The organism is Sorangium sp. So ce176 (assembly GCF_051519835.1).
GTDB classification, from domain to species: Bacteria; Myxococcota_A; Polyangia; order Polyangiales; family Polyangiaceae; genus Sorangium; species Sorangium cellulosum_G.
In genome coordinates this window covers 1,814,809-1,841,211 of record NZ_CP150371.1, presented here as the reverse complement: position 1 = coordinate 1,841,211, position 26,403 = coordinate 1,814,809, and the positions used below count along the sequence as shown (strand labels likewise).

The following is a 26,403-nucleotide window of genomic DNA, read 5'->3' as shown; positions in this document are numbered from 1 at the left end:
CAGCCCAGAGGCGGCCCCGCGCTCGGGCCGCGGGCGCTTCGTGCGCTGTCACGAACGCCGCGTCCACCGGATTCAGCAGGCCCTGGAGCCGCTCTACCACGACGAGCTAGCCTGATCGCGACATGAAGATCATGACCTTCAACATCCTCTTCGGCGGCGAGGACCGCTTCGACGCGATCCTCGCGATCGTCGCCGCCGCGCGGCCGGACCTGCTCGTCCTCCAGGAGTGCGTGGGCTGGGAGGACGGCGCCCGGCTCCGGGCCGTCGCCGACGCGGTCGGCGCGCCGGCGGGCGAGCGGCACGCGGTGCTCGGCCGCGCCAACCCGCGGCCGAACGGCCGGCGCAACCACGTCGTCGTGGTCAGCCGGGCGCCGCTCGCGCAGGCGCGCGTGCACGCGCCCGAGACGCTCGCCCACTGCCTCGTCGAGGTCGAGCTCTCGCTCGCCGGCGAGCCGCTCGTTGTGCTCGGCACCCACCTCAACGCCGGCAGCGAGGACCGCAGGATCAGCGAGGCCCGCTGGCTGCTCTCCCTCGTGCCGCCCGCCCGGTTCGCCGCGGGCCTCTGGGCGCTCGTCGGCGACCTCAACGCGCTGTCGCGGCGCGACCCCTACCCCGCCGACCTCGACGCGCGCCTCGCGACCGCCGGCATCGAGAAGTACGGCAGCCCGCCGCGATTCGACACGATGGACACCCTCGAGGCGTTCGGCTGGACCGACGCCCTGCTCCTCCGGCCGAGCTCCTCGCGCTGGGCCACCGCGCTGCGCGGGCCCGCCGGCGCGCAGGTGGAGACGCGGACCGACTATGTGCTGCTCTCACCGCGGCTGTCCGGGCGGCTCTCGATGGCCGACGTCATCGACGTGGGCGCCGCTTCCGATCACAACGCCGTCGTCGCCGATCTCGCCTGATCCCACGCGCCGCGCCGTCGCGGCGCGCCCGCGGGCCGCATCGCGCGCCGCCCACGCCCCTCGCCCACCTCTTATGTCCACCCGGAGCAACAGCGAAGCACGCTTCGAGCGACTGCCATGCATCGTTGCGGCGAGGTCGGACCATGACGACACCACTGCAACAATACAGCTCGCACGGCGTGATCAACCTCTCAGGCGGCGACCGATAGCGCTGGATCGCCCACATCGCCGCGTGACGCGCGCGGAGAGCTCCGCTACGCGATCTCTTCGACCTGCGCCATGGACTCCCCTTACGGCCTGCACGCTGGCAGCATCATCGGCGGCGATTTCGAGGTCGTGCGTCCGCTCGGCTCGGGCGGGATGGGCAGCGTCTATCTCTGCCGCCAGCGCAGCACAGCGCGCCAGCGCGCCGTGAAGGTCATGCACCCGATGCGCGCCGGCGACCCCGAGCAGCGCCGCCGCTTCGAGCAAGAGGCGCTGGCCCCCGGGCTCATCGGGTCGCCGCACATCGTCGACGTGCTCATCGCCGGCGTCGACCCGGCGTCGAGCCTGCCCTACCTCGCGATGGAGCTCCTCCACGGCGAGACCCTCTCGGCCTGCGTCGCGCGGAGAGGCCCGCTCCCGATCCCCGAGGCGCGCCGCGTCCTCGATCAGCTCGGGCGCGCCCTGGAGGCCGCGCACAACGCGGGCATCGTCCACCGCGACCTCAAGCCCGAGAACGTCTTCCTCGAGGACGTCGGCGACGGCGCCCCGCCGCGGGTCAAGCTCCTCGATTTCGGCATCGCCAAGATCATCGACCAGGCGCGCGACTCCATGACGGGCGCCGTCGGCACGCCCCTCTGGATGGCCCCCGAGCAGGCGGGCATGAGCCACGCGGCGCTCCCCCAGAGCGACGTCTGGGCCTACGGGCTCCTCGCGTTCTTCGTCCTCACGGGCGAGGTGTTCTGGGAAGGCCGCGGGCTCCCGGCGCTGCTCCGGGAGATCGCGCTCGACCCCATCCCGGTTGCGAGCCGGCGCGCGGCCGAGCTCGGGCTGCCGCCGCTCCTCGCCGGGTTCGACGCGTGGTTCGCCCGGTGCGTGGCGCGCGAGCCGTTCGCCCGGTTCACCGGCGCCTCCACGATGTGGCCCGCCCTCGAGCGCCTCCTCGACGCCGCCTCGCTCGCGCCACCGGCCGAGCCGCCCCCGCCCGGCGCCGCGGAGGCACGCCGCCGCAGCGGGCCCCCGCAACCGGGAGCCTCCTTCGACGGCGCGGACGCGGCGCCGACGCCGCCGCCGAGCCACGCCCACAGCAAGACCGTCGCTGTCTCGTGCTTTCAGGACCACGGCGATCGCGCGGCGCCGGACGCCGACCCCCTCGACGGCGCGGGCCGACCGGCGGCGCCGGACGACACCCGCGCCGCGGAGCGGCGGCCCGGGGATGCGGAGCGCGCGCGGCCGGAGTCCGCCTACCCCGCGCCCCCCGCGAGCTCGGCGCTGTACCGCGGTCAGGGCAGCGGCGGGGCGACGGAGCCGATCCTCCACGCGATGGATGACGATCACTGCGTGGCCACGTGGAAGGGCGTCCTCTTCCAGATCTGGCACCGGGACACGACGCCGGCGGCGGTGCGCGGGGTCCGCAGCGTCCTGCGCGAGCACGGGGGCGGGCTGCAGGCGACGCTGGTCCTCCTCGAGGAGAACATGATCCCGGTCGGGAAGGAGGCCCGGCTCTCGCTGGCGGAGCTCTCCAGGGAGCTCGCGGCCCACGGGATGTACGCCGCGCTGGTGTTCGAGGGGCACGGCTTCAAGGCGTCGCTCGTGCGCAACGTGGCCATCGAGTTCATCCTGCTGAGCCGCTCGCGGCTGCGCTACGAGGTCTTCAGCACCGTGAACGACGCTGTCGCCTGGATGATGCGCAACAGCCCGAGGCGCGACTGGCTCCGGGAGCTGCCAGGCGTCACGGAGGCGCTCCGCCGCGGGACGGCGCGGGGCGCGACGCAGGCGGTCTCCGCGTCCTCGCGCTGAGATCGAGGGTCCCGAGGCGCGCGGCGCGGCGCGCCGCGCCGGGCGCGCTTCGCGATCCTGCCCCCGCGGCCTTTCGGCTAGGCTCGCGGCGCGACAGCCGCAGGGCCGCGCGCGGCGCGGCCGACCGCAGCAGCGAGGAGAAGACAGCTTGGTGGAGCTTCCGCACATGGAACGAGGGCCTGGAGACGAGGCGGCGGATCGGCACGGACGCCTGCTCGCCGCGCTTGTCGGGCGGGGCGACCTCGTGCTCCTCGGCAGCGACGCGGGCGTCTCGGAGCTCGTCGGGCGCGCGGCGCCCCTCCGGATCGTCCTCGTCACGGCGGCGGACGGTGCCTCGGCCGATCTGATCCGCGCCCGGGTCGAGCCGCTGGTGAAGGCGGCGCGCCCCGGCGGGCCGCCGACGCACTTCGTCGTTGTGGGCGGCGACGCCGCCGCGGCCCGGGCCGCGCTCGCCAAGGCGGCGCCGATCATCCAGCCCGTGCGGATGGGCTTCCACCACGTCGACGCCGCGGGCGCGCTCGCGCGCGTCAAGGGGCAGGCCCTGCCGGCCCTCGAGGAGGCCTGCGCGCGCCTCGCCGAGGTGGGCCCGCTCGGCCCCGAGGCGCTCGACCGTGCGCTCGCGGAAGGGCAGGCGCTCGCGCAGCAGGAGCGCGCGATCGTCGACCGCCTGGCGGGCAGCCGCCGCGTCACCGCGGTGCTCGTGATCGCGTGCGCCGCGCTCCTCGCCGTGAGCTACGCCTTCGGCCCCGGCACGCACGAGCTGGCGCTGTGGCGCATGGGCGCGAACAGCGGTGAGGCGGTGCGCCGGGGGGAGGTCTACCGGCTCCTCGCCTCGGCCTTCCTGCACGCCGACGTGGTGCACCTCTTCGTCAACATGCTGGCGCTCTGGTCGCTCGGGCCGATGCTCGAGGCGCTCCTCGGCCCGCGGCGCTTTCTCCTGCTCTACGGGGCCTCGGCGCTGGGCGGGTCGATCGCGAGCGCGAGCGCGAGCGCGTTCGCGGAGGGCCGGTGGGGCGTGGGCGCCTCGGGCGCGATCTGGGGCCTCATGACGGCCGGCATCGGCATCGCGCTCCGGCCCCACGGGCTCCTGCCCCCGGCGATGATCGCGCAGATGCGCAGCCGCGCCTGGTGGCCGCTCGGGATCAACCTCGCGTACAGCTTCCAGCCCGGCATCGATCTGCTCGCGCACCTCGGCGGCGGCGTCGTCGGCTTCGCGCTCGTCGTCACGGTCCTGCCCCGGGGCCTCACGCCCGTCGAGCAGCGCGCGGGCGGCGAGCGCCCCGCCGACCCCGAGCCGAGGCCGCGACCCCTCCTCACGGCCGCGGCCATCCTCACGGCCGCGGCGATGGCGCTTTCCGTGGTGGCGGCGCTCGCCGCGGGCCGCCCCTGGGAGCTCCGCGCGCCGCCGGCGCTGGAGCGCACAGCGGTCGCGGACGTCGGCGTCGCGCTGGACCTGCCGGAGACGCTCGCGAAGACGACGTCCGTGGACGAGGTGGACGGCCTCCGCCTCCACACCTACGGGCGGCTGCCCGAGACGCCGATGATGTTCCAGCTCGCCGTGCTCCCGCGCCCGGAGGAGATGACGCCCGAGCAGATCGACGCGCACCTCGAGCAGGGGCGCAAGGCGCTCGACGAGGAGCCGCCGGAGGCCGCCGTCACGAAGGGCCGGGCGACACGCCTCACGCTGGGCGGAAGGCCGGCGCTGAGCGTCAGGCACAAGCACCAGAACGGGTTAGAGCTGGTGACCTACGTCGTCGCGCTCGAGGACCGGGACGTGCTCCTCAAGGCCTACGTCGCGGCGGATCGGCCGGCTTCCTGGGCCGGCATCGAGGACAGGGTGGCAGCGACGATCGGGCCGCAATGAGCCGCGGCAGGGCGCGGCCGGCATGGCAGGCGAACGACGGGCGGAGACCTGACCTGCGGACCCCATGAACTCGCGCTCTCGCCGGGTGAGCCCATCGCGTGAGCAGGCGCCGAACGCGCCTGGCCGGGGGCGCCGCGGCGGCCTACCATGACCGCCATGAAGGAGCTCCGTATCGATGTCTGGTCCGACATCGCGTGCCCGTGGTGTTACGTGGGCAAGCGCCGGCTCGAGGCCGCGCTCGCCAGGTTCGCGCACAGGGATGCGGTCGAGGTCGTCTGGCGCGCGTTCGAGCTGGATCCCTCGGCGAAGCGCGTCCTCGACGCCGGGGCCTCCTATGCCGAGCGGCTCGCCAGGAAGTACGGCACGTCGGTCGCCAAGGCCGAGGGCATGATCCGGCAGATGACCGAGGTGGCCGCGGCGGACGGGCTCGAGTTCCATTTCGAGAAGGTCCGGCCCGGCAACACCTTCGACGCGCACCGCGTGCTGCACCTCGCGGCCGAGCGCGGCGTGCAGGACGCCGTGAAGGAGCGGCTGCTCCGGGCGTACATGACCGAGGGCGAGGCGATCGGCGAGCCGGAGGTGCTCGCGCGCCTCGCCGGCGAGGCGGGGCTCGACCCGGCCGAGGTCCGCGCGGCGCTCGCGGGCGACGCCTTCGCGGGCGAGGTGCGGGCCGACGAGGCCGAGGCGCGCGCGATCGGCGTCACGGGCGTGCCCTTCTTCGCTGTCGGCGGGCGGTACGGCGTCTCCGGCGCGCAGCCGGCGGAGGCCCTCCTCGGCGTGCTCCAGAGGGCGTGGGCCGAGGCGGCCGACGAGCCCGAGCAGGCGCCCGCCGAGGGCGCGGCCTGCGGGCCGGACGGCTGCGCCTGAGCCTCGGCCCGTGGTAGAGCTGCGACAGGCAACCGATGTCGATTCAATGGTATCCCGGCCACATGACCAAGGCTCGGCGCGCGATCGCCGAGTCGATGCCGTCGCAGGACGTCATCATCGAGGTGCTCGACGCCCGCATGCCGCGGGCCAGCGAGAACCCCGCCGTGGCCGAGCTGCGCGGCCAGAAGCCGTGCATCAAGGTGCTGAACAAGAGCGATCTCGCGGACCCGGCCGTCACGAAGGCGTGGCTCCGTCACCTCGAGGCGGAGCACCCGGCCCCGTCCGGGGGGGCGCCCGCCGGCGGCCAGGTGCTCGCGATCGCGATCTCCGCCAGCCAGTCGTCCGAGGCCCGGCGCCGGATCCCGGAGCTCTGCAAGCGCCTCGCGCCCCCCAAGAACGGCCCTGGCAAGGTGGTGCGGGCCATGATCGTGGGGATCCCGAACGTCGGTAAATCGACGCTGATCAACACGCTCATGGAGCGCAAGGTGGCCAAGGTCGGCGACGAGCCCGCGGTCACGAAGAGCCGGCAGCTCGTCACCCTGAAGAGCGGCATGGCCATCTCCGACAACCCGGGGATCCTCTGGCCCAAGATCGACGACGAGGCGGCCTCGTTCCGCCTGGCCGTTGGCGGGGCGATCCCCGATACGGCCATCGATTACCAGAGCGTCGCCCACTTCGCCGCGGGGTACTTCCTGCGGCGCTATCCGGAGCTCCTCGCCGCCCGCTACAAGCTGACGGATCTCCCGACCACGGCCGCCGCGCTGATCGAGGAGATCGGCCGCCGCCGCGGCTGCCTGCGCGGCGGCGGCTCGGTGGATCTGCACAAAGCGTCGGACATCCTTGTCCACGACTTCCGCGCCGGCCGGCTCGGGCGCATCAGCCTGGAGGAGCCGCCGGGGCTGGAAGAGCCGTCGGGCATCGAGGAGAGCGCCTGAGCGGCGACGCGCGGGCGCAGTCGATCCAGCCGATCTCCCCGCGGCGGCGCCTCCGTCGCTACGCCGCCCGCTCGGACGCGGCGCGCTTCGCGTCGACGATCGCGCGGGCGAACCACAGGTAATCGTCAAGGAACCTGGTGGTCGACCGCTCGATGTGCTCGCCCTTCACCTGGAGCGACTCGTCGAACGCGTCATGGACCTCCGGGACGAGCAGCTTGATCGGCAGCGGGAAGGCTCCCAGGCTCAGGATCACGTGCTGGAGCTGGGTCGACGCGTTGATGCCCCCCAGCTTCCCCGCCGAGACGGCGGCCACGCCGATCGGCTTCTTGTTGAACTCCTCCCAGAAGTAATCCAGGGCGTTCTTCAGCACACCGGAGAAGCTCCCGTGGTACTCCGGCGTCACGAACACAAGCCCATCGGCCTCGTGGAGCCGCGCGCTCAGGCCCTGGACCCTCGCCTGGAGCTGCGGGTGACGGCCGGCGCGCTCGTCCAGGATCGGCAGCGGGCTCTCGGCCAGATCGATCAGGTCCGTGGCGACGCTCCTCTTTTGCAGCTCCCTCTCCAGGTGACGCGCGACCTTGTGCGACTGCCTTCCGGTCCTCGTGCTGCCGAGCACTATGCCTATCCTCATGACGGCCTCCTCCAACCCCCAGATGCGATCAAGGTAAGCCGGGCTGTCCATTCTGTCGGATCATGCGCCAACGGATTGGACAGTGTCCAATCCGTCGTCAGGGCGCGCGGCGTCGACGTGGGCCGGGCGATGCCGGCCCACGTCGACGCCGCGCGCAGGCCGCGGCCGGCGGGCCGTCGCCCGCAGGCCGTACGTGCTAGCCTCGCCGGTCGACGTGAACGTCCAGGTTCTTCGACCCGGCGACGGCCGGCGCCCGCTACCATGCGGGCCGCGACGGCCGCCAGGGGCGACGCCGCGACGTCATCCACCCCATCCCTTCGACGAGGACCTCACTCCATGGCCGGAAGCAGCCTGCTCGCCCTGATCGACGATATCGCCACCGTGCTGGACGACGTGGCGGTGCTGACCAAGGTGGCCGCCAAGAAGACCGCCGGCGTTCTGGGCGACGACCTGGCGCTGAACGCCCAGCAGGTGACCGGCGTCACCGCCGACCGCGAGCTGCCGGTCGTGCTGGCCGTGGCCAAGGGCTCGCTGATCAACAAGGCCATCCTGGTGCCGGCGGCGCTGGCGATCAGCGCCGTCGTGCCCGTGGCCATCACCCCCCTGCTGATGCTCGGCGGCGCCTTCCTCTGTTACGAGGGGTTCGAGAAGATCGCCCACAAGCTGCTGCACACCGAGCACGAGGACGAGGCCCGCCGCGCCGAGCTGGTGCAGGCGATCACCGACCCGAAGATCGACCTCGTGGCGTTCGAGAGGGACAAGATCAAGGGCGCGGTGCGCACCGACTTCATCCTGTCGGCCGAGATCATCGCGATCACGCTGGGCACCGTGGCGGCCTCGCCGTTCGGCACGCAGGTCGCCGTGCTGACCGGCATCGCCCTGATCATGACCTTCGGCGTCTACGGGCTGGTCGCCGGCATCGTCAAGCTCGACGACGCGGGCCTCTACCTGAGCCGCCAGAGCAACCCGGGGCAGCAGTCGCTCGGCCGCGGCATCCTGAGGGCGGCGCCCTGGCTGATGAAGGCCCTGTCGGTCGCCGGCACGGCGGCGATGTTCCTCGTCGGCGGCGGCATCCTCACGCACGGCGTGCCGGTGCTGCACCACCACATCGAGGGCATGACCGAGGGCGCCGGCCCCGTGCTCGGCGCGATCGTGCCGCCGCTGGCCAACGCCGTTGTCGGCGCCGTGGCCGGCGCTGTGCTGCTGGGGATCGTGACCGCGGTGAAGAAGGCGCTGGGCCGCGACAAGGGCGGCCACTGAGCGCGGCCTTCGCTCAGCCGGGCCGCTCAGCCCGGCAGCACCAGCGCCGCGAGCAGCCTGTCGAGCGCCGCGGCCGGGTCGGCGCAGAGGCCGGCGTGGACGCGCGAGGGCTGGACGATGGTGCTGGCCGGGGAGACCACCCAGCCGAAGCGCTCGACCTGGGGGAGCCCGGCGACGTAGCCGCACGCCGCGTCACCCGCGCACACGCGGCGGACGAAGTCGAGGTGGCCGCGGACCGCCTCGAGATCGAGGGCGGGCCACAGGGCCCGCAGGCGCCGCTCGTCGGGCTCGGTCCGCGCCTCGAGGAACCCCTGCGCGCGGCAGAAGAGGACCACCCCGACGTTGACGCGCTCGCCGCGCTCCACGCGCGGGACGACGCGTAGCACGGCGTAGTCGAAGGCGTCGGCGGCGCCGCGCGCGCGCGGCGGGCTAGCGTCGGGCGCGGGCATCGAGCGCCTCCTCGACGAAGCCCCGCGGCGACGCGAGGCGGTGGGTGAGGTACGCGGCGTACTTCGCGCGCCGCGCCTCGGCGCTCGGCGCGGCGGAGGGCGGCGGCGCCTCGCCTTCATCGAGGCCGTGAAATGCCGAAGCCCGCTCGCTGACCCGCCGGGTCGGCGGCTCCGGCTCGACAAGCCACGCGTCCGGGATCGCGGCGACGATCGCCGCGATCCGCTCGGGCGTGAGCCGGGCGCTGAGGGCGGCGTCGGCCGCGGCGATGTCGCGGGCGAACGGGAGCAGCACGTGGCTCCCGATGAGGGGGAACCGATCGGGCGCGTCGGCGAGCGGATCGGTCGCGTCGGTCCAGGCGTGGTGGAGGTAGAGCGCCGCGCCGTGGTCGATGAGCCAGAGGCGGCGGTGCCACAGGAGCAGGTTCGGGTTCTTGGGCGTCCGGTCGACGTTGCTCACGAAGGCGTCGAACCAGACGACGGCCGACGCGAGCGCCGGGTCGAGCTCGGCGCCGGCGAGCGGCTGGAACGCGAACGACCCGGGTAGGTAGTCGAGCGCGAGGTTCAGGCCCGCGCTCGCCGAGAGCAGGTGGGAGAGCTCCGGGTCCGGCTCGGCGCGCCCGAACTCCGGGTCGAGCTCCATGAAGACGATCTCCGGCACGGGCAGGCCGAGCGCGCGCCCGATCTCCCCGGCGACGAGCTCCGCGATGAGCGCCTTCGGCCCCTGGCCGGCGCCGCGGAACTTCACGACGTAGAGCCCGTCGTCGTCCGCCTCGACGATCGCCGGAAGCGAGCCGCCCTCACGGAGCGGGGTGACGTAGCGGGTCGTGTGGACAGTTCGGATCATGCGGACCTTGGCGACCCGACGGGCGGCGCCCTCGGGTAGGACGGCGGTAGTTGACGACATCTCGGCGCTCCATTCCAGCGCCTCGCGTCCAGCGGCCCCTCGCGCTGACCTTCGATACAGCCGCGGCTCACGACGACACGACCAGCGCCCGCACCGGCCGCGGCCCCCGCCGCGGTCCGGCGGATCGCAAGGCGACGCCGCGGCCAGCACGGCAGCAGGCGCGCACTCACATCAGGTGAAAGAGGGGAGCTGGGTCGAGCCGGGCCGCGCCGGAGCGCGCCCGGGAGGATCGAGGAGGCGGGCCGGGCGCTCGCTCCGCGCAGCAGCGCGAGAGCGAGCGCCACAGGCCGTCCTGGTTCACTCGGTGAGGAGATCCAGCCGGGATCCCGGCACCATCATGTAGTCACCGACAAGCAATCCGTGGAGCTCGGTCGTGAACTCGAACGGACCGATCACATCGACCACCTCGCCGCTCGCGCCGCCGCCGGCGCCGCTCGCGCCGCCGCCCTCGCCGCTCGTGCCGCCGGCGCCGCCGGCGCCCGTCGTGCTGCTGGCGCCGCCCTCGCCGCTCGTGCTGCTGGCGCCGCCCTCGCCGGCCGTGCCGCCGGAGCCGCCATCGCCGCTCGCGCCGCCATTCCCGCCAGCGCCCGCCGTGCTGCCGGCGCCCCCCTCGCCGCTCGTGCTGCCGGCGCCGCCCTCACCGGCCGTGCCGCCGGCGCCGCCCTCGCCGCTCGCGCCGCCGGCGCCGCCGGCGCCGCCCTCGCCGCTCGTGCTGCTGGACCTCCTGACGGTGATGGAGTCGACGTAGACCACGGTCGGGTTGGCCCACGGCCCCGCGGTACCCGCATCGACCTTGAGGCCGATGCGCTGCACCGCGGTCTTTTCGAACGCCGCATCCGCCGCGGCGGCGGCATCGACGTCGATGGTCAGCTCCGTCCACTCGCCGAGATCGGTGAAGTTCGTCCACGCCCAGGGGACGCCCACCCAGTTCTGTGCGCCGCCGTTCTGCACGAACGTCTGCACGCCACCGCCGGTGGCGGCGTGCGCCTTGATGCGGAACGTGACTGTCGCGCCGGTCAGGTCGACGAGCTCGGGATAGTCGAACTGGAACAGCGTCCCGGTGCTGGCCGCTGTGAGGGGCACGGCCAGCCGGGCGCAACCCGAGCAGCTCTCCTCCGGACCGGGACCGATGTCCGGTGTGCCGCCCGCGCCACCGCCGCCCTCGGCCACGCCGCCCGCGCCACCGCCGCCTTCGGACGCACCCCCCTCACCGCCTTCGCCGCCCTCGCCGCCGGACCCCGTGCTGGGCGAGGTGCTGGAGCTCGTCGAGCTCGCCGACGTGCTGGAGCTGGAGGAGGTGCTCCCACCGGCCCCGCCAGCGCCCCCGCTGCCGCCGCCGTCGTCATCGCCGCAGCCCGCCATGGCCAACGCGCCAAGCAGCAATCCACACATCGCCAAAGAAAGACTTGATCTCATCGCACCCTCTCTATCTGTCCCACGCGGGCCATGCGGCTGAGATCGCCGTTCGCCGTACCTGCTCTCGCCGTACCCGAGCTCGCTCCGGACCCGTCGCGCGGGCGCGACGTTATCCCGAAACCGGAATTTTCTCAACGGTGCAGGTGGATGTTTCCGAACCGGGAAGGGGGGCTCCGCGCGCCGGACGATCATCGACCGTCGGCCTCGCCGCGAGCGCGGGAGATGCGCCGGAGCACCAGCGCAGCGCCATGGGCCGGGAGTCCGGCCCCGAGGACGGCGCGGCGCGCCGGGCGACAGGCGCCGCGGGGACGAGCGGCGCTCAGGCCAGCTCGACGTTCTGCAGCGGACCGCCGGCCGGGCCGAACCCGCCGTCGACGGCCCCCGCGGCGCCCGCGACCGGCGCGGAGAAGGCGCCGCGCGCCGCGGCGGGCTGGCCGGGCGCCGCCGCGCCGATCTCCCCGCCGACGACGCCGATCTCCTCGTCGAGCGCCGCGTCCCGCTGCGCCTCCCGCCGCCGATCGCGCGAGACGACGACCTCCGCGACCGTCCCGACGAGCGTGCCGATCACCGAGCCAGCGACGACCCCGGGCGGGCCGGCGATCGCGCCCACCGCCGCGCCCGCCGCGGCCCCCGCGAGGGCCCCCGCGGCGGCCTTGGCCAGGCCGGAGGCGTGCGGGGGGACGCCCGCGGGCAGCGGCTCCTCGCGCCAGCGGCGCGCCTGAAGATCGTTCTCGAGAGGTTCAAACGCGGTGTCGTGCATGGCAATCACCCTCGCAGAGCCCGAAGCCCCCGCCTCGCAGGGGCGGCTCGCGGCTGTTCCATCGTGTCGTTGTCCTGGGTCCTCTCGAGCCAAAGCACGCATCGTGCCGGCGGGACCTCGCCGGGGATCGCGCGCCGCGCCGCGCTTCCTGCGCCCATTGCGCCGCCGCGGCGCGCGCACATGGCGCATTTCGCCTCAGGCGAGCGACGGCTCGACAGGCTGTTCCGGCGCGGCGCTCGCGGCGCGCCCAGCTCAGCGGCCGCCGGACGACGGGGCCGCGGTGGGGTCGAGCAGCATCAGGGCGATCGCGATGACGTAGAACGACAGGCCCGCCAGCAGGAACGCGATGGCGACGCGGTAGATCGTGGTCTTTCGGTCGCGGTAGGCGAGCGAGACGAGGAGCCATTCGCGTCTGTCGCCGCCCGGCTGCTGGGTGAGCCAGCGGATATGCTGCACCCCCCACACGATGAGCGTGGCGGCGAGCAGTACGATCGCGACGCCGGCGATGATCAGCCCCTGCGCGGCGCGGCTGGTGCCGGCGATGAGGCGGCCCGAGAAGCCGGTCGTGGTGATGACGATGCCGCAAAGGCCGATCAGCACCTGGGCACGGTTATGGAGGACGGCGAACTGCCGCTCCAGGATGCCGTGCATGGCGTCCCAGGACTGGCCGGCGAGCTCGAGGATCCGGTCCGCCTCTTCGTCCCGCGCAACCTTCTTCATCGCGGACGCCGTAGCACTGCGCCCCGCGGCGGGCGACGCGGTCGCGCCGTCGGCCGAAGCACATGATCCCCGGCCCGGCGCAGCGCGATGAGACCTATGGAGGTTGTCCGCGCGGTCCAGGAGATGAGGCGCCTGGGATGGCCCGGCAGATGTCGAGATCGGCCCGAGGCGCGGCCGGCCTCCTGGCGCGGAGCGGCGCCTGTCATGCGCTGTTCACCTGGCATGACGGCGGCGCCGCGTGGGCGCGGAACAGGCCGAGACAGAGGAGCGTGAGCGCCACCATGAGCGCGCCCGCGACCCACAGCACGGGGCGGTGCCCGTAGCGGTCGACGCCCATGCCCACGACGGGCCCGAGCAGCACGAAGGCGATGCGGAACAGGAAGCTGCGCAGCGAGACGCAGCTCGCGCGATCGTCGTCGGGCGCGAGCCGCTGCTCCTCGTGGTGGAGCAGCGGCATGTGCAGCCCGCGCACGAACGTGAGCAGGAAATAGAACGCGAACCCGAGCGCGTGATGGGAGAGCGCGAGGCCGAGGTACCCCGCCGCCACCAGGGCGAGGCACGCGAGCAGCGTCCCCGTCATGCCGAGGCGGCGGCCGGCGCGCTCGCTCACCATGGCGCCCAGCGCCGTGGTGAAGCTCGCGGCGGCCCACATGGGGCCGATCCACGCGACCTCGGCGCCGGCCTCTGTCGCGTACAGCGCGATGAGCCACGTCGGCAGGTACGCCGCGAGCGCGAACGCCACGCCGAGCAGCATCACCGCGCGCAGGTCGGCGCGCCTGACCAGCGAGTCGCGCACGATCGCGCGCATGCGGCCGAGGTGGTCCTCGACCCGCGGCTGCGCGCGCCGGGTCTCGCCGAACCGCAGGGCGATCCCGAGCGCGACCACCCAGCATACGAGCTCCATCACGAACGGCAGGCGGGACCAGCGCGCGTAGAGGAAGCCCGCGAGCAGCGCGGCGGCCCCCGAGGAGATCTGCGCCGCGGAGCGCATGCGGCCGTACCAGCGGGCGAACTCGTGCTCCCTGCCCTCCTCGCGCAGCGAGTCGTAGAGCAGGGCGGCGTCCGCGCCCGAGATGAGCGAGAACCCCACGCCGAGCACGAGCTCCGCGGCCAGCACCGACCACAGCCCGCGCGCGAGCGCGTAGAGCAGCCACCCGATCACGATGGCGCCGCTGCCGAGCACGAGCGCGCGGCGGTGGCCGAGCCGATCGGCGATGTAGCCGGAGGGGAACTCGAAGAGCGCGATGCTCAGGCTGAAGAACGCCTGAACGCTCATCATCGTCGCCACGCTCATCCCGATGTCCCTGGTCCAGAACAGCGGGAAGATCGCCGTCGGGAACATCGCGGAATGCACGCCGTAGTAGGCGCAGATGAGCCAGGGGTTCTGCTTGACCGGCGACATGGCGACGGCGCGCGAGTCTACGCCATCCGGGCGCAGCGCACGCCGTCGATCCCGATCACCGGCCGGGATCAGTCGGGGATGTGGCGCAGCGTCGAGCCTGTCACGGGCATGTAATTGCCCATCACCATCGGCTCCTCGCTGGTCGTGAACTCGAACGGGCCGACAACGTGAATCACTTCCTCGCCGGGGCCGCTGCCGCCCTCGCCGCCCGCGCCGCCGGTGCCGCTCGCGGCGCCCTCGCCGCCCGCGCCGCCGGTGCCACTCGCGGCGCCCTCGCCGCCCGCGCCGCCGGTGCCGCTCGCGGCGCCCTCGCCGCCCGCGCCGCCGGTGCCGCTCGCGGCGCCCTCGCCGCCCGCGCCGCCGGTGCCGCTCGCGCCGCCTTCACCGCCGGTGCCGCTCGCGCCGCCTTCACCGCCCGCGCCGCCTTCGCCGCTCGTGCCCCCGGCGCCGCTGGTGGCGCCCGCGCCGCCTTCGCCGCTCGTGCCCCCGGCGCCGCCCTCGCCGCGCTCGCTGCTCGGGCCCCCGGCGTTGCGTTGACCGCTCGTGCTGGCGGGCCTCGTGACGGTGATGGAATCGACATAGATGACGGTCGGGTTGGCCCAGGGCCCCGTGTCGCCCGCCGCGATGTTGAGCCCGATCACCTCCACCACGGTGCGATTGAAGAACGGAGACGCCGCGGCCGCGGTATCGACATCGATCTTGAACTCCGTCCACTCCCCGAGGTCGGCGACCGGATTCCACGTATAGCCGATGTTCGCCCAGAACAGGTCAGCCCCGTTTTGCACGAACGGCTGCACGCCGCCGCTCGTCCCGGTGTGGGCCCTCACGCGGAACGTGACGGTGGCGCCGGTCAGGTCGATCGCCTCGTCGAACCCGATGAAGAACTGCGTCGCTTGCTTCGCGGCCGTGAGCGGCACGGACAGCCGCGCGCAACCGGAGCAATGCTCGCCCGGGTCGACGGTGCCGCCGCCCGAGCCGCTGACAGACCCCGTGCTTGTCGCGCTGCCGGTCCCGCCCGTCGAGCTCGACGACGTGGAGTTGGAGGAGCTCCCGCCGGCGCCGCCGCTGCCCGAGGCGTCGTCGCTGCAACCCGCCATGGCGAACGCGCCGGCGAGCACCCCATACACCGCCAACGAATGGACTGATCTCATCCTGACCCCTCCGTGAACATACCCCGCGAGGCTACGCGGCCGAATCCGCCGTTCGCCATGGCGACTCCATCCTGCCCGAGCTCCTCCACGCCAGCCCCGCACTCGCGAGGCTATCCTGGACAGAGAATCTTCTCAACGGTCTGGGCGTATGAATCTGTCGTCAGTAGCTCAGCACACCTGGAGAAGATCGGCGCTGACTCCACTACACGTGCGGCGGGCACATGACGAGGGCGCCGCGGTGGGGTCGAGTCGCATCATGGCGGGTCGAGCTCGGCCCGCGGATCGCCGGGGGCGGTCCGTCACGCAGCGCCCCCGTATTTCACGTCATACCTCAGGAGGGCCACGCCGTTCGCGTACGCCTTCGATTCCAGGAGCGCCAGGGCGACCTTCCTTGTGCTGCCGCCGAAGAGCCGGACCCCATGGCCGAGGAGGAGGGGATTCAGCTTGAGGACGAGCTGGTCGACGAGCCCGTGGTCCAGCAGGGAGCCGGCGAAGGCGCCGCCCCCGCAGAGATAGATGTCCGCACCGTCGCGCTCCTTGAGCCGCTTCACCACCGCGAGCTCGTCGCGATCGACGACGTGGACCTCCGCGCCCTCGTCGAAGCGCAGGGTCTTCGAGAAGATGTAGTGCTCCATGTGCGCGTAGGCGCGCTTCCCCGGGACGAGGCCGTGATCATAGCCCCACTCGTACGTCTTCCTCCCCATCACCACGGTGTCGTAGCCCTCGAGGCGCGCGACGTACTCCGTGGCGTGCTCACCTTGCATCAGGAAGCCGTCGACCGAGCCATCCTCGTGCGAGATGAAATGGTCGAGCGAAACCGCGACGTCATAGACGATCTTTCTCATACGAATCCTCCTTCAAAAACTGCCCTGTTCGCGCCCGGATCCCATGGCGACGGCGGGCCGGACCGACAGCGCCGCGAGCCCTCCGGCTCGGCGCTCCGGCGGCCTCGGGAAACGTCCCTTCAGCGCGCCGCGGTCGTCCCCGTCCTTGCCATCGCTGCCGCTGTCGCTGCCCGTCACGGCGTGCGCGCCGGGAGCCGATCGTCCACGATCGCGCGCGGTGCACGCGATGGACGGCTCACCTCGGACGGCCGAGTGACGGAGCGATGGATTCAGCGAGGGATGGTCATGAGCGACGCGGGTGAGGCGTCGCTGGCGACCGTAGCATGGGCCGGCGCGCTTGCCTACCGCCTCGGTCGGTTGCCCTGCTCATGACGCGCTGGTAGCGTCGTCGCCCCCGAGGAGAAGACATCATGAAGAGCGACGTGAATCGGTGCTGGCGCCTGGCCTCTCGCCCCGTCGGCATGATCAAGGACAGCGATTTCACGTTCGGCGAAGAGCCCGTCCCCGAGCCGAAGGCGGATGGTGAGATCCTCGTCCGCACGCTGTATTTGTCGGTCGATCCAACACAGCGGATCTGGCTCGACCGCGACGCGTACATGCCGGCGATCCCGATCGGCGATGTCGTCCGCTCCTTCGGTGTCGGCAAGGTCGTGCGCTCGAACAACCCCGAGTTTGCCGCGGGCGACCTCGTCCAGGGCATGCTCGGCTGGCAGGACTACGCGGTGCTGGCGTCCGGCAATGCCGCCGCGATCCCGGCGACGAAGCTGCCGCCCGGCATCTCGCCCGAGCTCGCGCTCAGCGTGTTCGGCGTGACCGGCCTGACTGCCTACTTCGGCCTGCTCGATGTCGGCCGCGTCCAGCAGGGGGAGACGGTTGTCGTCTCGGGCGCGGCCGGCGCGACCGGGATGATGGTGGGTCAGATCGCGAAGCTCAAGGGCTGCCGCGCGATCGGCGTCGCGGGCGGCCCGGAGAAGTGCGCGTGGCTGACAGGCGAGCTCGGATTCGACGCGGCCATCGACTACCGGTCCGAGGACGTCGCGGCCCGGCTCCACGAGCTCTGCCCTTCCGGCATCGACGTCTACTTCGACAACGTGGGCGGCGCGATCCTGGACGCCGCGCTCGCCGAGCTCGCGATGCGCGGGCGGGTCGTCGTCTGCGGCGCGATCGGCGACTACAACGCGTCCGAGCTGCCGGCCGGCCCAAGGAACTACCTGAACCTGCTCATCCGGCGGGGCCGGATGGAGGGGTTCATCGTCAGCGATTACTTCAACCGCCTGGGCGAGGCGATCCCCGATCTCGGCGCCTGGGTGAGCTCGGGCAAGATCAAGAACCGCGTCGACGTCCAGGAGGGCCTCGAGAAGGCGCCGGCGACGCTCAACCGCCTGTTCACCAGCGCCAACGTGGGCAAGCAGCTCCTGAAGGTCGCCGATCCGTGAGGCGACACGCGGCGGTCAGAACTCGGTCCCGACCGTGTACCTGAGCTTCCCCGTCTTCAGCGAGAACACGTAGAGCGCCGTCCACGTGGCGTAATAGACGTCGCTCGCCGACGTCGAGATCCCGAGCGAGACCTGCGATTTCTTGTGGATCTGCACGTCCCAGAGCCGCGCGCCGGTGCCCCCGTCGAAGCAGGCAAGGCGCGTCCCGTCGCCGTGATCCTTCATGTCGTAAGGGATGACCAGGAGCCCCCCCTCGTAGGCCGCCTCGTCGACCCCTGATGTGCTCGTGGTGAGCGGGTCGACGCCGGGCACCACCGTCTCCCAGAGGACCTTCTTCCTGTCCACCGCCGCCACCATGCCGATCCGGCTGCCCTTGCTGCGGCTGCCGAGCAGGAACCGCGGCCCGGGCCCGCTCGCGACGAGCGCGCGGTCCACCGACATGCCCTCGAGCTCGTGCGACCTGGGCAGCCCGAGCTTGTCGAAATTGGCCCAGCCGACGAGCTGATAGCCGGGCGCCTCCTCCTTGTTCGAGCTCGGGACCGACGTGCACGCCGCGTCCTTCGCGAGCGCGCGCTTCGTCCCGCTCGCCGGATCCAGCCCGTGCTTCACGTCGTCGACCGTCTCGACGACGATCACGCCGCTCCCCTGGCACACCCGCCTGGGCTTCTCGCCGAGCGGCACCGACCACGACGGCGTCCCGGTGCGCAGATCGTAGGCCTGCGCCTTGCCCAGCGCGTCGACCGAGATCACCCGACCGAGGACGACCGCGCGCCGCGCCTCGTGCGTTGTCGCGTCCTTGGCGAGGGCCGCCGTCCGCCAGATCGGCTTCCCGTCGCGCCCGTCATACGCCGCGATCCACGCCTCGCCAGCGGGGATGCTGCTCTTGCCGACCACGTCCGGCGCGCCGTCGCCGTTCACGTCGGCGACCATCGGCCTGTCGCTGAAGTACGTCCTGGGTACCGCGCCGAGGACCGGCCGAGCCCCTGCGCCGGAACCCCCCGACGCGCCCAGCGCGACGGCGCCGGCGACCGCGCCGACAACGACCATGCCGGCGATGGCCGCCGTCACGGTGACCGCCGCGGCGTTGCCGGACGGCGGGGCGACCCGGACGACGTGCATTCCCTGCGGGGCCGGCGCGGTGGTCGGCTTCCTGCCGCGGTCGATCAGCGAGCGCGCGCCGCAGTACTGGCAGGTGACCGCGTCCATCCCCGGCTGGATCGGCAGCGGGGCGCCGCATCGGGGGCATCGGGTGTCGACGATCCTTGCCATCGTTCCACTCTACACGAGCTCCGCCGTCTACTTCCTCTCTCGTGTGCTCCCGCGCGCCCCGGGGACGGCGCCGCGCTCGCGCGGAGGCTCGCGCTCGCGCGGCTGCTCCAGCAGGGCCGCGCGCGTGATCCCTTTTCCCCCGAAGCGCTCGGCCACGTCCGCCACGACGCCCTCCAGGCGCCGGCGGCGCTCGGAGGCGACAGGGAACAGGCTCAGGGTCGGGCTCTCGGTCTGGCGGGTCAGGTCGCCCGCGGCGATGCCGACGAGCCGCACCGGCCGCGACAGGTCGAAGCGCGAGAGCAGCCCCTTCGCGCAGGCGTAGATCGAGTCGGTGTCCGCGACCGGATCGCCCAGCTTCGTCTGGCGGGTCCGCAGCGTGAAGTCCGAGTACTTGAGCTTCACCGCCACCGCGCGGCAGGAGAGGCCCGCCTTGAGCAGGCGCCGCGCCACGCGGGCCGAGAGCTCGAGCAGCCAGCGCTCGATCGGCGCCCGGCCGAGGAGGTCCTCCTCCACCGTCTCCTCCGCGCCGATCGACTCCGCCGCGCGGCCCGGGACGACGTCGCGCTCGTCGATCCCGGCGGCCAGGAGCCGCACGTGCTCGCCCCACGCGGGGCCGAGGAGCTCGTGCAGGCGCGGCGCCGGGCAGCGCGCGAGGTCGCCGAGGGTCGCGAGCCCCGCGCCGCGGAGGCGCTCGGCCGCGCGCGGGCCCACGCCCCACATGCGCTCGAGCGGCAGCGGCGCGAGGAACGCGGCGACGTCGTCGGGGACGACGACGAGCCCGTCGGGCTTCCGCAGATCGCTCGCGATCTTCGCGGCGAACTTGCACGGCGCGACCCCGGCCGAGGCGGTGAGGCCGATCTCGTCGCGGACGGCGCGCTTGATCCGCGCCGCGATCGCCTCGCCGTCGCCGAAGAGCGAGCGGCTCGCTGTCACGTCGAGGAAGGCCTCGTCGAGCGACAGCCCCTCGACGAGCGGCGTGAAGCGGCGGAAGATCGCGAAGACCTGCGCGCTCACCTCGGCGTAGCGGGCGTGCCGCACCGGCACGACGATCGCCTGCGGGCAGCGGCGGATCGCCTCGGCCATCGGCATGGCCGAGCGGGCGCCGGAGGGGCGCGCCTCGTACGAGGCGGCCGCGACGACGCCGCGCCGCGAGGCCCCGCCGACGAGGACGGGGCGACCCCGCAGCGACGGGTCGTCGAGCTGCTCGACGGACGCGAAGAACGCGTCCATGTCGATGTGGAGGATCTGGCGCATCGCGGGGCGCGCGATTGCACCCCGGGATCGCGCCGGGATCAACCGGCCGCGACGCGGCCCGCGGGGCTCACTTGAGCGACTGGAAGAACCGCCAGGCTCGCCCGCCCGCGCCGGACGGCACGGAGTGACCGCCGGGGTGCGTGCAGTACACGAGCGGCGTGCCCTCGTCGCAGCCTTGATACTCGACGCACCCGTTGCCGAAGGCCGCCGACGGCATCGTTCTCGCCTCGCAGCCGTTCCGAGCGCGCCAGAAGTCGCGGGTGGACTGTCCCAGCGCGGGGGTCACCGTCCCGTCGGTGTCGCCCTGCGTTTGAATCAGCGCGTGCGCGGCGCTCGCGTCGCCGCACATGGGCTGGGATCCATTGGGGCCCCACCCGGCGACCGGCGCGAGGCCGCGGAACTCCGAAGAGCGCTCGCAGCCGAGCGTGTTCGTCATGAAGCCACCCTGGCTGAACCCGACAGCGAAGACGCGCTTCGTATCCACGCAGTAGTTCGACTTGGCGTGCTCGAGCATGGCATCGAAGAACGCCAGATCGGCGTCCAGGCGCGCCCGATTGGCGCTCGGCGGCGGACCGCCCCAGTTGGAGTCCGCGGTGCCCCACTGCGACTCGGTGCTCGGAGGCGTGGATCGCCCGCTCGCCGGCAGCCCCTGCGGGTAGATGAGCAGCGCCTGGTCGTCGGTCTCCTGGATGAGCTGGAACCCGCTGTTGTCGTGCGCAGCCCACACGTTGTTCATGTTCAGGCCGTGAATACCGAAGACAAGCGACAGCGGCTTGTTCGGGTCGTAGTTCTGCGGCACGTACATCAGGTAATAGCGCGTCACCCCGCCGACCATCAACGTCTGCTGGGTGCGGGGGTCGGGGCGCGTCGCGGGCTTGCCGCAGCCCATCGAGCCGCTGTCGTCGGGGCCCGCCGAACCGCCGCCGCCGGTCGAGTCCCCGCCCGCGCCGCCCGCGCCGCCCGCGCCGCCCGCGCCGCCGGAGCTGCTCGCGCTCTCGGCCGTGCCCGCGCCCCCGCTCCCGCTCACGCTCCCGCTCACGCTGGCACCGCCGCCCGACGTCGAGCTCACAGTGGAGCCACCGCTCGTGCTGGCGCTGGAAGACGCACCAGCGCCGGGGTCAACGGAATCCGGCTCCGACGAGCAAGCGGACAGCCCCATCGCCACGCCAACAGTGAAAAGAACGCTCAGGCTCGATGCAGATCGACTCGTCATGACACCACCTCGCTAGCTGCCGATCGCCGGGGCCCGGGCGATCACGGGTCCTGAGAAGGCGCGGCTCCGCCCTCACCGGCAGCGTTCCACGAGGCGCATCCTCAGTGTAAGGGCGCGTATTGTGAGCGCTCACATAGACGATGTCAACGCTCGTCGGCGGGGCCGCCGGGTCCCCCCTCGAGGCCGAGGAGGAGAAAGGCCTGGCAGCGCCCCTCCGGCGCGACGCGTCAAGAGACGCCGGCGCCGGACAGCGATCCGGGTCGGACCTTCCGATTGACGTTGATGATGTGAGCGCTCACAGCAGGCCGCGTCTCCTCCCGTCTTCACCCTTCGACGCGGGCGACGGAAGACGCTCCCGAGCACGAATCGGCTCAGCGCCGATCGGGGCATGACACCGGCTCAGCGCTGGCCAGGACATGGGCCCTTCCGGAATCAGCGACTGGCTCTGGCGGCGCTAGCGTACCGGCGGCTTCAGGTCATCCGGCAGCCGGCTTCCCGGCGGTCGCGGCAGCTCGGGCGGGCGGTCGAGCAGCGAGGCCGGCGGCGCTGCGTCGGGCCCGGCGTCGGTCCCGCCGTCGGGCGGCGAGGTCGGGCCGGACGAGGTCGGGTCGGGCCCGGCGCCCGTGCTCGAGCTGCTCGAGCCCTGCAGGGGCGAGAGCGACTCGTTGGAGCAAGCGCAGAGCGCGCAGGCGGCGATCAGGAGGAGCCACGCTCGCATGGTCTGACTCCTCGGCTCAGTACTTGACCCAGATCTCGGTGCCTGGATGGATCATCGTCAGCACCTCGGTATCCGGCTCCGTCATGATCAGGCTCTGGGTGCTCGGGTTGGGGCTGTACGCTGCGTTACCCGCCCAGACGATGAGCGCGTCCTTGAAGACCGAGAGATCGTGGACGTGCTCGTTCACCGTGTACTTGTTCCACCCGGGCGCGCGCGGCGGCAGGACCGTGAGCGCCGGCGCCGGGAGCGACGTCGGGGCGTCGGGGTTCGGCTCGTGGCTGCCGTGGTCGCCGGAGGTGTCCACCCACTCGGCGATCGTCTCGGTGCCGTCGGCTGTGCGACAGGTCTGGACGGTGGGGAAGTACAGGGTCTTGAACGGCGTCTCCGGGACGTTGAACCGCAAGGACAGCTTGTAATAGTTGACGTCCGCTGGAAGCACGTCCGCGAGGGGCTTCGTCCAGACGACCGCCGTGACGTTGCCCTCCGCGTCCTTCTCCAGCGCGGCCTTGCCGAACGTGCTGTCCGTCGGCCGCACCGACGTCACCCCGGCCGGGATCTGGACCTTCACCCTGTAGGTGTCTGCGCCGTCGCAGCCGTGGCCCACGCCGAAGCTGGCCTCGTGGGTGGCGCCGGCGAACGCGGGCCCCGACACCGAAATGTGCGCGTACGCGGCCGTCGCCGTGAACAGTGAGCCTGCAACGATCAGGCAGCTCTGCAACGCTATCTTCATATCGAGACCTCCACCGAGGAAAGCTCGGGCACTCTAGTGAGGTCTCCGTGCTTTGAGAATGCGACCTGTTGTCGCAGCGCTCCGGTCCTCGGGCGGCGGCGCCGCGTCAGCCGCCGCCGAGGGGACCCGGGATCACCGGCCCGGGCGCGAGCAGCCCGCTCCCCTGCATCAACCACACGGCCATCTGGCTCGTCTCGCCCGCTTGCCAGACCACATCCGCCATGCCGTCGAGGTTCACGTCGCCGGCGGTGCGCGCCACCCAGCCCTCGCCGAGGGGACCCGGGATGAACGGGCCCGGCGCGAGCAGCCGGGTTCCCTCCATCAGCCACACAGCCATCAGGTTCTGCTCCGCGTTGTTCCAGAGCACGTCGGCCATGCCATCGCCGCTGAAGTCGGCGCCCCAGGCGATCTTCCAGCCCTCGCCGATCGGCCCCGGGATGGGCGGCCCCGGCGCGAGCAGCCGGGTTCCCTCCATCAGCCACACAGCCATCAGGTTCTGCTCGGCATGGTGCCAGACAGCGTCCGACATGCCGTCGGCGTTGAAGTCCCCCACCGCGGCGACGTCCCAGCCATCGCCGATCGGCCCCGGGATGAACGGCCCCGGCGCGAGCAGCCGGGTTCCCTCCATCAGCCACACAGCCATCACCCCCTGTTCGCCGTGGCTCCAGAGCACGTCGGCCATGTTGTCGGCGTTGTAGTCGATCGCCCTGGCGAACCAGCCGCCACCGCCCGGTCCGGGGAGGATCGGCCCGGGCACCAGCAGGTGGGTCCCCTCCATCAACCACACAGCCATCGCGCCCAGCTCTTCGTGACGCCAGAGCACATCCGCCATGCCGTCGAAGTTGAAATCGCTCGTCTTGGCGAACCAGTGACCGCCGGGCGGCCCCGGGATGAACGGCCCGGGCGCGAGCAGGCGGGTTCCCTCCATCAACCACACGGCGACGAGGCCCCGCTCGGCGTCGTTCCAGAGCACATCGGCCATGCCGTCGGCGTTGAAGTCGAGCGCCTGGGTGATCACCCATCCTTGCTCGCCGAGCCGCTGCCCCGCGGCGCCGATCGACGAGCCCGGGGGCTCCGTGGTGGGCGCGCCGCGCTGGTGGTCGACGCCCTGCGCACAGGCGGCGGCGGTGAGGATCGCGCAGGCCGCGCTCGCGGCCCTCACGACGGTGGCAGGCTGTCTCATGCTGGCCTCGCTCGCGCGCGGTGATGTTCGCTCCGGCGGCGCCGCGCCGCGGCCGTGAGCGCGCCGGTCACGCGCGCGGGGGGAGCGGCAAGCGCCAGTCCATCGAGTCATGGTTTGCGCCGGTTCTCGGCGCGGCGCCCACATGCGAGCCAAGCCTGGCATTCCCCGCTTCTTGCATGCCGGGTCATCGAACAGGTTTCCTGTGCTCACCGAGCGGATCGCTCTCCAGAGTTCCGGACGCATGCGGCGCTTCAAGAGCTGGCATCTGCCCCCTGATCGCCGGTGTCCCGAAAGCGAGGCCTCCCAGGAGACCCGAACGCCGCGGGAGACGACCCTTCCCCCCGGAGCCCTCGACGCCTGGCAGCTCAGATCAGCGCGGCACGGACGGCAACCCGAGGCTCAACGATGTTTGCACCCGACACAAAGATCACGCCTTGCATGGCGATGGTGCTCGTTTCATCGCTCAGCTGCGTGGGCCCGCGCGAGGCGCCGGGGCTCGCGGCCAGCAGCGGTGTGCATACCGAGACAGGCGAGGCGCGCGGCGCCCTGTGTCTCGGTCAGATGATCGCGAATGTGATCGTCCTCCCGGAGACGTACCACTGGGAGGATCCCGCCCACGTGCTCAGCGTGGCGGAGGGGTTCGGCCCGCGGACGCTGGACGTCGCCGTGGCGGCGAGCGTCCAGCCCACCGTGAGCCTCACCGGGACCGCCACGGGCACCGTCACGCCAGCGGAGACGCCGCCCGCGACGGGGATACCGGGCCTGCCGGGCCTCCCACCTTTCTTCGGGATATCGGGGCTACCGCCTTTCGGTGGCGCGCCGGGCACGGGCCTCGGCAGCGGGCTGCCGGGGACGTCTGGCGCGCCGTTCCTGCCGGGCACGGGGGGCACGCCGGGGTCCCGCGCGCCAACGGACTGCCAGCCTCCGTGGAGCATGTTCGACGACTGCGTGCCCTCGAACGGACAGCCCTCGTGGGGCGCGCCGGGCAATGGCGCGCCCTCGAACGGACAGCCCTCGTGGAACGCTCCGGGCAGCGGCGCGCCCACGAGCGGGGCGCCGTCGGGCAGCGCCCCGCTCGTGGGGCCGGGCAACTGCCCGATATCTCTCTCGGATATCTCCGAGGCGGTCGGGTTCAGCGTGAGCGAGACCATCACGCTCGAGGCCAGCTCGACCTACTTCGTGCCCACGGCTGCCTACGCGCGGGTCTCGGCGTATCCCGTGTTCCAGAAGATCACCTGGGACATCATCAGCCCCGGCGGCTGGAGCTGGGGAGCCGGCCCGGCGGGGGGCGTCGTCGTGGGCTCCGGCTTCGTGCTCAAGCCGATCGGCGTTTATTTTGCGACGTACCGCGCCTATGACTTCGCCGCGATGGGAGGGGGCGTGGTCAGCCCGGGCCCCATCCTGGACCCCCCGGGCGCGGGCGGAGGTCCTGGCGAGGGCGGAGGTCCTGGCGAGGGCGGCGACGCTGGCGAGGGCGGCGACGCTGGCGAGGGCGGCGACGCTGGCGAGGGCGGCGACGCTGGCGAGGGCGGCGCCGGCGGCGGCCCTGGCGCGAGCAGCGCTGGCGGCGGCCCTGGCGCGGGCAGCGGCCCTGGCGCGGGCAGCGGCCCGGGCATCGGTAACCAGGGCACCGGCGGCGCTGGAGCCAGCGGCGGAGGCTGGTGGATCCCCGGAACGGGCGGCGCCGGCGGCTCGGGCGGCCCGTGAGGCTCGCCGGCCGCAGCTCGGCGCGCCTCGACGGCCGGCCAGCCTCGCGGCTGCGCCGGCCCTCGGGCACCCCGCTCAGGGGGCGACGAGATCGAGCGAAGGGAGGGAGTCGCACGCGGTCTGGCCAAGGACGCTGACGTCGGCGCCGCGCACCGCGAGGGCCACGCAGCGCGCGTGGGCGTAGCGGCCTGGTCCCATGCTTCGCCCGATCGTGACCTTGTAGCGCGCGGTGTAGCCGCGCCCCGGGAGCGGCATGGCTTCCTCGATCTTCATCACATCCATGTGGTATCGCCAGCCCACGAACTCCACGATGCGCTGGAGACGATCGACGCCGAAGAGCGGCTCATCTCCGAACACGATGCTCTCCGGATCCAGGAGATAATCGTGCTGCCCGTTGTTGTCCCAGTACTCGCGCCCGGCGACGATGTACTGGATCGCGAACCGCGCCGGCTCCTGGTGCCCGGCAGGATAGAGGATCCCGGAGAACACCCACCGCTCGGGGGAGCCCCAGGGCGGCGCGGAGTCATACCGCGCCGGGACGACACGCCAGTTGCCGCCCGCGTCCCGGTAATGGACGAGCACCTGCTTGTCAGGGGCGATGTTGTCGACGAGCACCACGCCGGAGATCTCGGACATGGCGGGGTCGCCGACGCGCTTGCGCGTCGCATGTTCAAGACGCACGACGTCGTTCGTACGTGTCATGGCCTCTCCGCGCAGCACCCGCCGGGCCGGCTGGGAGGTGCGCACCGCTGGCACAAGCCTCCGTGGGGAGGCGTTCGCCCG

At 72.8% G+C, this 26,403-nt stretch carries 24 protein-coding genes; 8 read left to right on the top strand and 16 right to left on the bottom strand.

Annotation, left to right across the window (positions count from 1 at the left end):
* The first annotated feature begins 122 nt into the window (after positions 1–122).
* The 5 genes from WMF42_RS07000 (at position 123) to ylqF (ending at position 6,572) form a co-directional block, all read left to right on the top strand.
* Positions 123–905 carry an endonuclease/exonuclease/phosphatase family protein gene (locus WMF42_RS07000; RefSeq protein WP_437691035.1) on the top strand — a complete coding sequence of 261 codons (783 nt, stop codon included), beginning with the start codon at positions 123–125 and terminating at the stop codon, positions 903–905.
* 279 nt (positions 906–1,184) lie between these two features.
* On the top strand, positions 1,185–2,906 hold the full coding sequence (locus WMF42_RS06995; RefSeq protein WP_437691033.1) for a serine/threonine-protein kinase: 1,722 nt from the start codon (positions 1,185–1,187) through the stop codon (positions 2,904–2,906).
* Positions 2,907–3,057: 151 nt separating this feature from the next.
* Positions 3,058–4,770: a rhomboid family intramembrane serine protease gene (locus WMF42_RS06990; RefSeq protein ID WP_437694219.1), complete on the top strand. Its 1,713-nt coding sequence runs from the start codon at positions 3,058–3,060 to the stop codon at positions 4,768–4,770.
* A 156-nt stretch (positions 4,771–4,926) separates the two neighbouring features.
* Positions 4,927–5,637, top strand: a complete 711-nt coding sequence (locus WMF42_RS06985; protein WP_434046121.1) for a DsbA family oxidoreductase — start codon at positions 4,927–4,929, stop codon at positions 5,635–5,637.
* Between the two features lie 35 nt (positions 5,638–5,672).
* Complete coding sequence (ylqF, locus tag WMF42_RS06980) at positions 5,673–6,572, top strand: ribosome biogenesis GTPase YlqF (protein WP_061610493.1); 900 nt, start codon at positions 5,673–5,675, stop codon at positions 6,570–6,572.
* 58 nt (positions 6,573–6,630) lie between these two features.
* On the opposite strand, the gene WMF42_RS06975 is transcribed toward ylqF, so the two are convergent.
* Positions 6,631–7,203, bottom strand: coding sequence for an NADPH-dependent FMN reductase (locus tag WMF42_RS06975; protein ID WP_061610509.1), 573 nt, complete (start codon positions 7,201–7,203; stop codon positions 6,631–6,633).
* Positions 7,204–7,539: 336 nt separating this feature from the next.
* Between WMF42_RS06975 and WMF42_RS06970 the strand changes: the two genes are divergently transcribed.
* Positions 7,540–8,463: a DUF808 domain-containing protein gene (locus WMF42_RS06970; RefSeq protein ID WP_061610492.1), complete on the top strand. Its 924-nt coding sequence runs from the start codon at positions 7,540–7,542 to the stop codon at positions 8,461–8,463.
* A gap of 26 nt (positions 8,464–8,489) precedes the next feature.
* On the opposite strand, the gene WMF42_RS06965 is transcribed toward WMF42_RS06970, so the two are convergent.
* The 8 genes from WMF42_RS06965 to WMF42_RS06930 all read right to left on the bottom strand — a co-directional run bounded on the left by WMF42_RS06965 (position 8,490) and on the right by WMF42_RS06930 (position 16,110).
* Positions 8,490–8,912, bottom strand: a complete 423-nt coding sequence (locus WMF42_RS06965) for a DUF3037 domain-containing protein (RefSeq protein ID WP_061610491.1) — start codon at positions 8,910–8,912, stop codon at positions 8,490–8,492.
* Positions 8,893–9,756, bottom strand: coding sequence for a HipA family kinase (locus WMF42_RS06960; protein ID WP_061610490.1), 864 nt, complete (start codon positions 9,754–9,756; stop codon positions 8,893–8,895). The genes WMF42_RS06965 and WMF42_RS06960 overlap by 20 nt, the downstream gene beginning before the upstream one ends.
* 357 nt (positions 9,757–10,113) lie before the next feature.
* Positions 10,114–11,178, bottom strand: coding sequence for a hypothetical protein (locus WMF42_RS06955; protein ID WP_437691029.1), 1,065 nt, complete (start codon positions 11,176–11,178; stop codon positions 10,114–10,116).
* 373 nt (positions 11,179–11,551) lie between these two features.
* Positions 11,552–11,992 carry a hypothetical protein gene (locus WMF42_RS06950; RefSeq protein ID WP_434046116.1) on the bottom strand — a complete coding sequence of 147 codons (441 nt, stop codon included), beginning with the start codon at positions 11,990–11,992 and terminating at the stop codon, positions 11,552–11,554.
* A 252-nt stretch (positions 11,993–12,244) separates the two neighbouring features.
* On the bottom strand, positions 12,245–12,712 hold the full coding sequence (locus WMF42_RS06945) for a hypothetical protein (RefSeq protein WP_437691027.1): 468 nt from the start codon (positions 12,710–12,712) through the stop codon (positions 12,245–12,247).
* A 202-nt stretch (positions 12,713–12,914) separates the two neighbouring features.
* Positions 12,915–14,114 carry an MFS transporter gene (locus WMF42_RS06940; protein WP_437691025.1) on the bottom strand — a complete coding sequence of 400 codons (1,200 nt, stop codon included), beginning with the start codon at positions 14,112–14,114 and terminating at the stop codon, positions 12,915–12,917.
* Between the two features lie 68 nt (positions 14,115–14,182).
* Positions 14,183–15,265 (bottom strand): hypothetical protein, encoded by a 1,083-nt coding sequence (locus WMF42_RS06935; protein ID WP_437691023.1) that lies wholly within the window; start codon positions 15,263–15,265, stop codon positions 14,183–14,185.
* 299 nt (positions 15,266–15,564) lie between these two features.
* Positions 15,565–16,110: a dihydrofolate reductase family protein gene (locus WMF42_RS06930; RefSeq protein WP_061610004.1), complete on the bottom strand. Its 546-nt coding sequence runs from the start codon at positions 16,108–16,110 to the stop codon at positions 15,565–15,567.
* A gap of 410 nt (positions 16,111–16,520) precedes the next feature.
* Between WMF42_RS06930 and WMF42_RS06925 the strand changes: the two genes are divergently transcribed.
* A complete protein-coding gene (locus WMF42_RS06925) occupies positions 16,521–17,546 on the top strand; it encodes an NADP-dependent oxidoreductase (RefSeq protein ID WP_437691021.1) in 1,026 nt (341 codons plus the stop codon).
* A 15-nt stretch (positions 17,547–17,561) separates the two neighbouring features.
* Here the strand turns inward: WMF42_RS06925 and WMF42_RS06920 are convergent, their stop codons facing one another.
* From WMF42_RS06920 to WMF42_RS06895, 6 genes are all read right to left on the bottom strand, one after another.
* Complete coding sequence (locus WMF42_RS06920; RefSeq protein ID WP_437691019.1) at positions 17,562–18,815, bottom strand: outer membrane protein assembly factor BamB family protein; 1,254 nt, start codon at positions 18,813–18,815, stop codon at positions 17,562–17,564.
* 27 nt (positions 18,816–18,842) lie between these two features.
* Complete coding sequence (gene dinB / locus WMF42_RS06915) at positions 18,843–20,069, bottom strand: DNA polymerase IV (protein WP_437691017.1); 1,227 nt, start codon at positions 20,067–20,069, stop codon at positions 18,843–18,845.
* 67 nt (positions 20,070–20,136) lie between these two features.
* A complete protein-coding gene (locus WMF42_RS06910; protein WP_437691015.1) occupies positions 20,137–21,138 on the bottom strand; it encodes an alpha/beta hydrolase family esterase in 1,002 nt (333 codons plus the stop codon).
* Between the two features lie 598 nt (positions 21,139–21,736).
* A complete protein-coding gene (locus WMF42_RS06905; RefSeq protein ID WP_061610009.1) occupies positions 21,737–22,000 on the bottom strand; it encodes a hypothetical protein in 264 nt (87 codons plus the stop codon).
* A 16-nt stretch (positions 22,001–22,016) separates the two neighbouring features.
* Positions 22,017–22,730, bottom strand: a complete 714-nt coding sequence (locus WMF42_RS06900) for a YcnI family copper-binding membrane protein (protein WP_437691012.1) — start codon at positions 22,728–22,730, stop codon at positions 22,017–22,019.
* Positions 22,731–22,836: 106 nt separating this feature from the next.
* Positions 22,837–23,913 (bottom strand): FG-GAP repeat domain-containing protein, encoded by a 1,077-nt coding sequence (locus tag WMF42_RS06895; protein ID WP_061610011.1) that lies wholly within the window; start codon positions 23,911–23,913, stop codon positions 22,837–22,839.
* 405 nt (positions 23,914–24,318) lie between these two features.
* Between WMF42_RS06895 and WMF42_RS06890 the strand changes: the two genes are divergently transcribed.
* Positions 24,319–25,620: a hypothetical protein gene (locus WMF42_RS06890; protein WP_437691010.1), complete on the top strand. Its 1,302-nt coding sequence runs from the start codon at positions 24,319–24,321 to the stop codon at positions 25,618–25,620.
* A gap of 75 nt (positions 25,621–25,695) precedes the next feature.
* Here the strand turns inward: WMF42_RS06890 and WMF42_RS06885 are convergent, their stop codons facing one another.
* Positions 25,696–26,322, bottom strand: a complete 627-nt coding sequence (locus WMF42_RS06885; protein WP_437691008.1) for a hypothetical protein — start codon at positions 26,320–26,322, stop codon at positions 25,696–25,698.
* Between the last annotated feature and the right edge of the window lie 81 nt (positions 26,323–26,403).

Coding starts and splice junctions, on each gene's coding strand:
- WMF42_RS07000 (WP_437691035.1), top strand. CDS start 123: ATGAAGATCATGACCTTCAACATCCTCTTCGGCGGCGAGGACCGCTTC.
- WMF42_RS06995 (WP_437691033.1), top strand. CDS start 1,185: ATGGACTCCCCTTACGGCCTGCACGCTGGCAGCATCATCGGCGGCGAT.
- WMF42_RS06985 (WP_434046121.1), top strand. CDS start 4,927: ATGAAGGAGCTCCGTATCGATGTCTGGTCCGACATCGCGTGCCCGTGG.
- ylqF (WP_061610493.1), top strand. CDS start 5,673: ATGTCGATTCAATGGTATCCCGGCCACATGACCAAGGCTCGGCGCGCG.
- WMF42_RS06975 (WP_061610509.1), bottom strand. CDS start 7,203: ATGAGGATAGGCATAGTGCTCGGCAGCACGAGGACCGGAAGGCAGTCG.
- WMF42_RS06970 (WP_061610492.1), top strand. CDS start 7,540: ATGGCCGGAAGCAGCCTGCTCGCCCTGATCGACGATATCGCCACCGTG.
- WMF42_RS06965 (WP_061610491.1), bottom strand. CDS start 8,912: ATGCCCGCGCCCGACGCTAGCCCGCCGCGCGCGCGCGGCGCCGCCGAC.
- WMF42_RS06960 (WP_061610490.1), bottom strand. CDS start 9,756: ATGATCCGAACTGTCCACACGACCCGCTACGTCACCCCGCTCCGTGAG.
- WMF42_RS06955 (WP_437691029.1), bottom strand. CDS start 11,178: ATGGCGGGCTGCGGCGATGACGACGGCGGCGGCAGCGGGGGCGCTGGC.
- WMF42_RS06950 (WP_434046116.1), bottom strand. CDS start 11,992: ATGCACGACACCGCGTTTGAACCTCTCGAGAACGATCTTCAGGCGCGC.
- WMF42_RS06945 (WP_437691027.1), bottom strand. CDS start 12,712: ATGAAGAAGGTTGCGCGGGACGAAGAGGCGGACCGGATCCTCGAGCTC.
- WMF42_RS06940 (WP_437691025.1), bottom strand. CDS start 14,114: ATGTCGCCGGTCAAGCAGAACCCCTGGCTCATCTGCGCCTACTACGGC.
- WMF42_RS06935 (WP_437691023.1), bottom strand. CDS start 15,265: ATGAGATCAGTCCATTCGTTGGCGGTGTATGGGGTGCTCGCCGGCGCG.
- WMF42_RS06930 (WP_061610004.1), bottom strand. CDS start 16,110: ATGAGAAAGATCGTCTATGACGTCGCGGTTTCGCTCGACCATTTCATC.
- WMF42_RS06925 (WP_437691021.1), top strand. CDS start 16,521: ATGAAGAGCGACGTGAATCGGTGCTGGCGCCTGGCCTCTCGCCCCGTC.
- WMF42_RS06920 (WP_437691019.1), bottom strand. CDS start 18,815: ATGGCAAGGATCGTCGACACCCGATGCCCCCGATGCGGCGCCCCGCTG.
- dinB (WP_437691017.1), bottom strand. CDS start 20,069: ATGCGCCAGATCCTCCACATCGACATGGACGCGTTCTTCGCGTCCGTC.
- WMF42_RS06905 (WP_061610009.1), bottom strand. CDS start 22,000: ATGCGAGCGTGGCTCCTCCTGATCGCCGCCTGCGCGCTCTGCGCTTGC.
- WMF42_RS06900 (WP_437691012.1), bottom strand. CDS start 22,730: ATGAAGATAGCGTTGCAGAGCTGCCTGATCGTTGCAGGCTCACTGTTC.
- WMF42_RS06895 (WP_061610011.1), bottom strand. CDS start 23,913: ATGAGACAGCCTGCCACCGTCGTGAGGGCCGCGAGCGCGGCCTGCGCG.
- WMF42_RS06890 (WP_437691010.1), top strand. CDS start 24,319: ATGTTTGCACCCGACACAAAGATCACGCCTTGCATGGCGATGGTGCTC.
- WMF42_RS06885 (WP_437691008.1), bottom strand. CDS start 26,322: ATGACACGTACGAACGACGTCGTGCGTCTTGAACATGCGACGCGCAAG.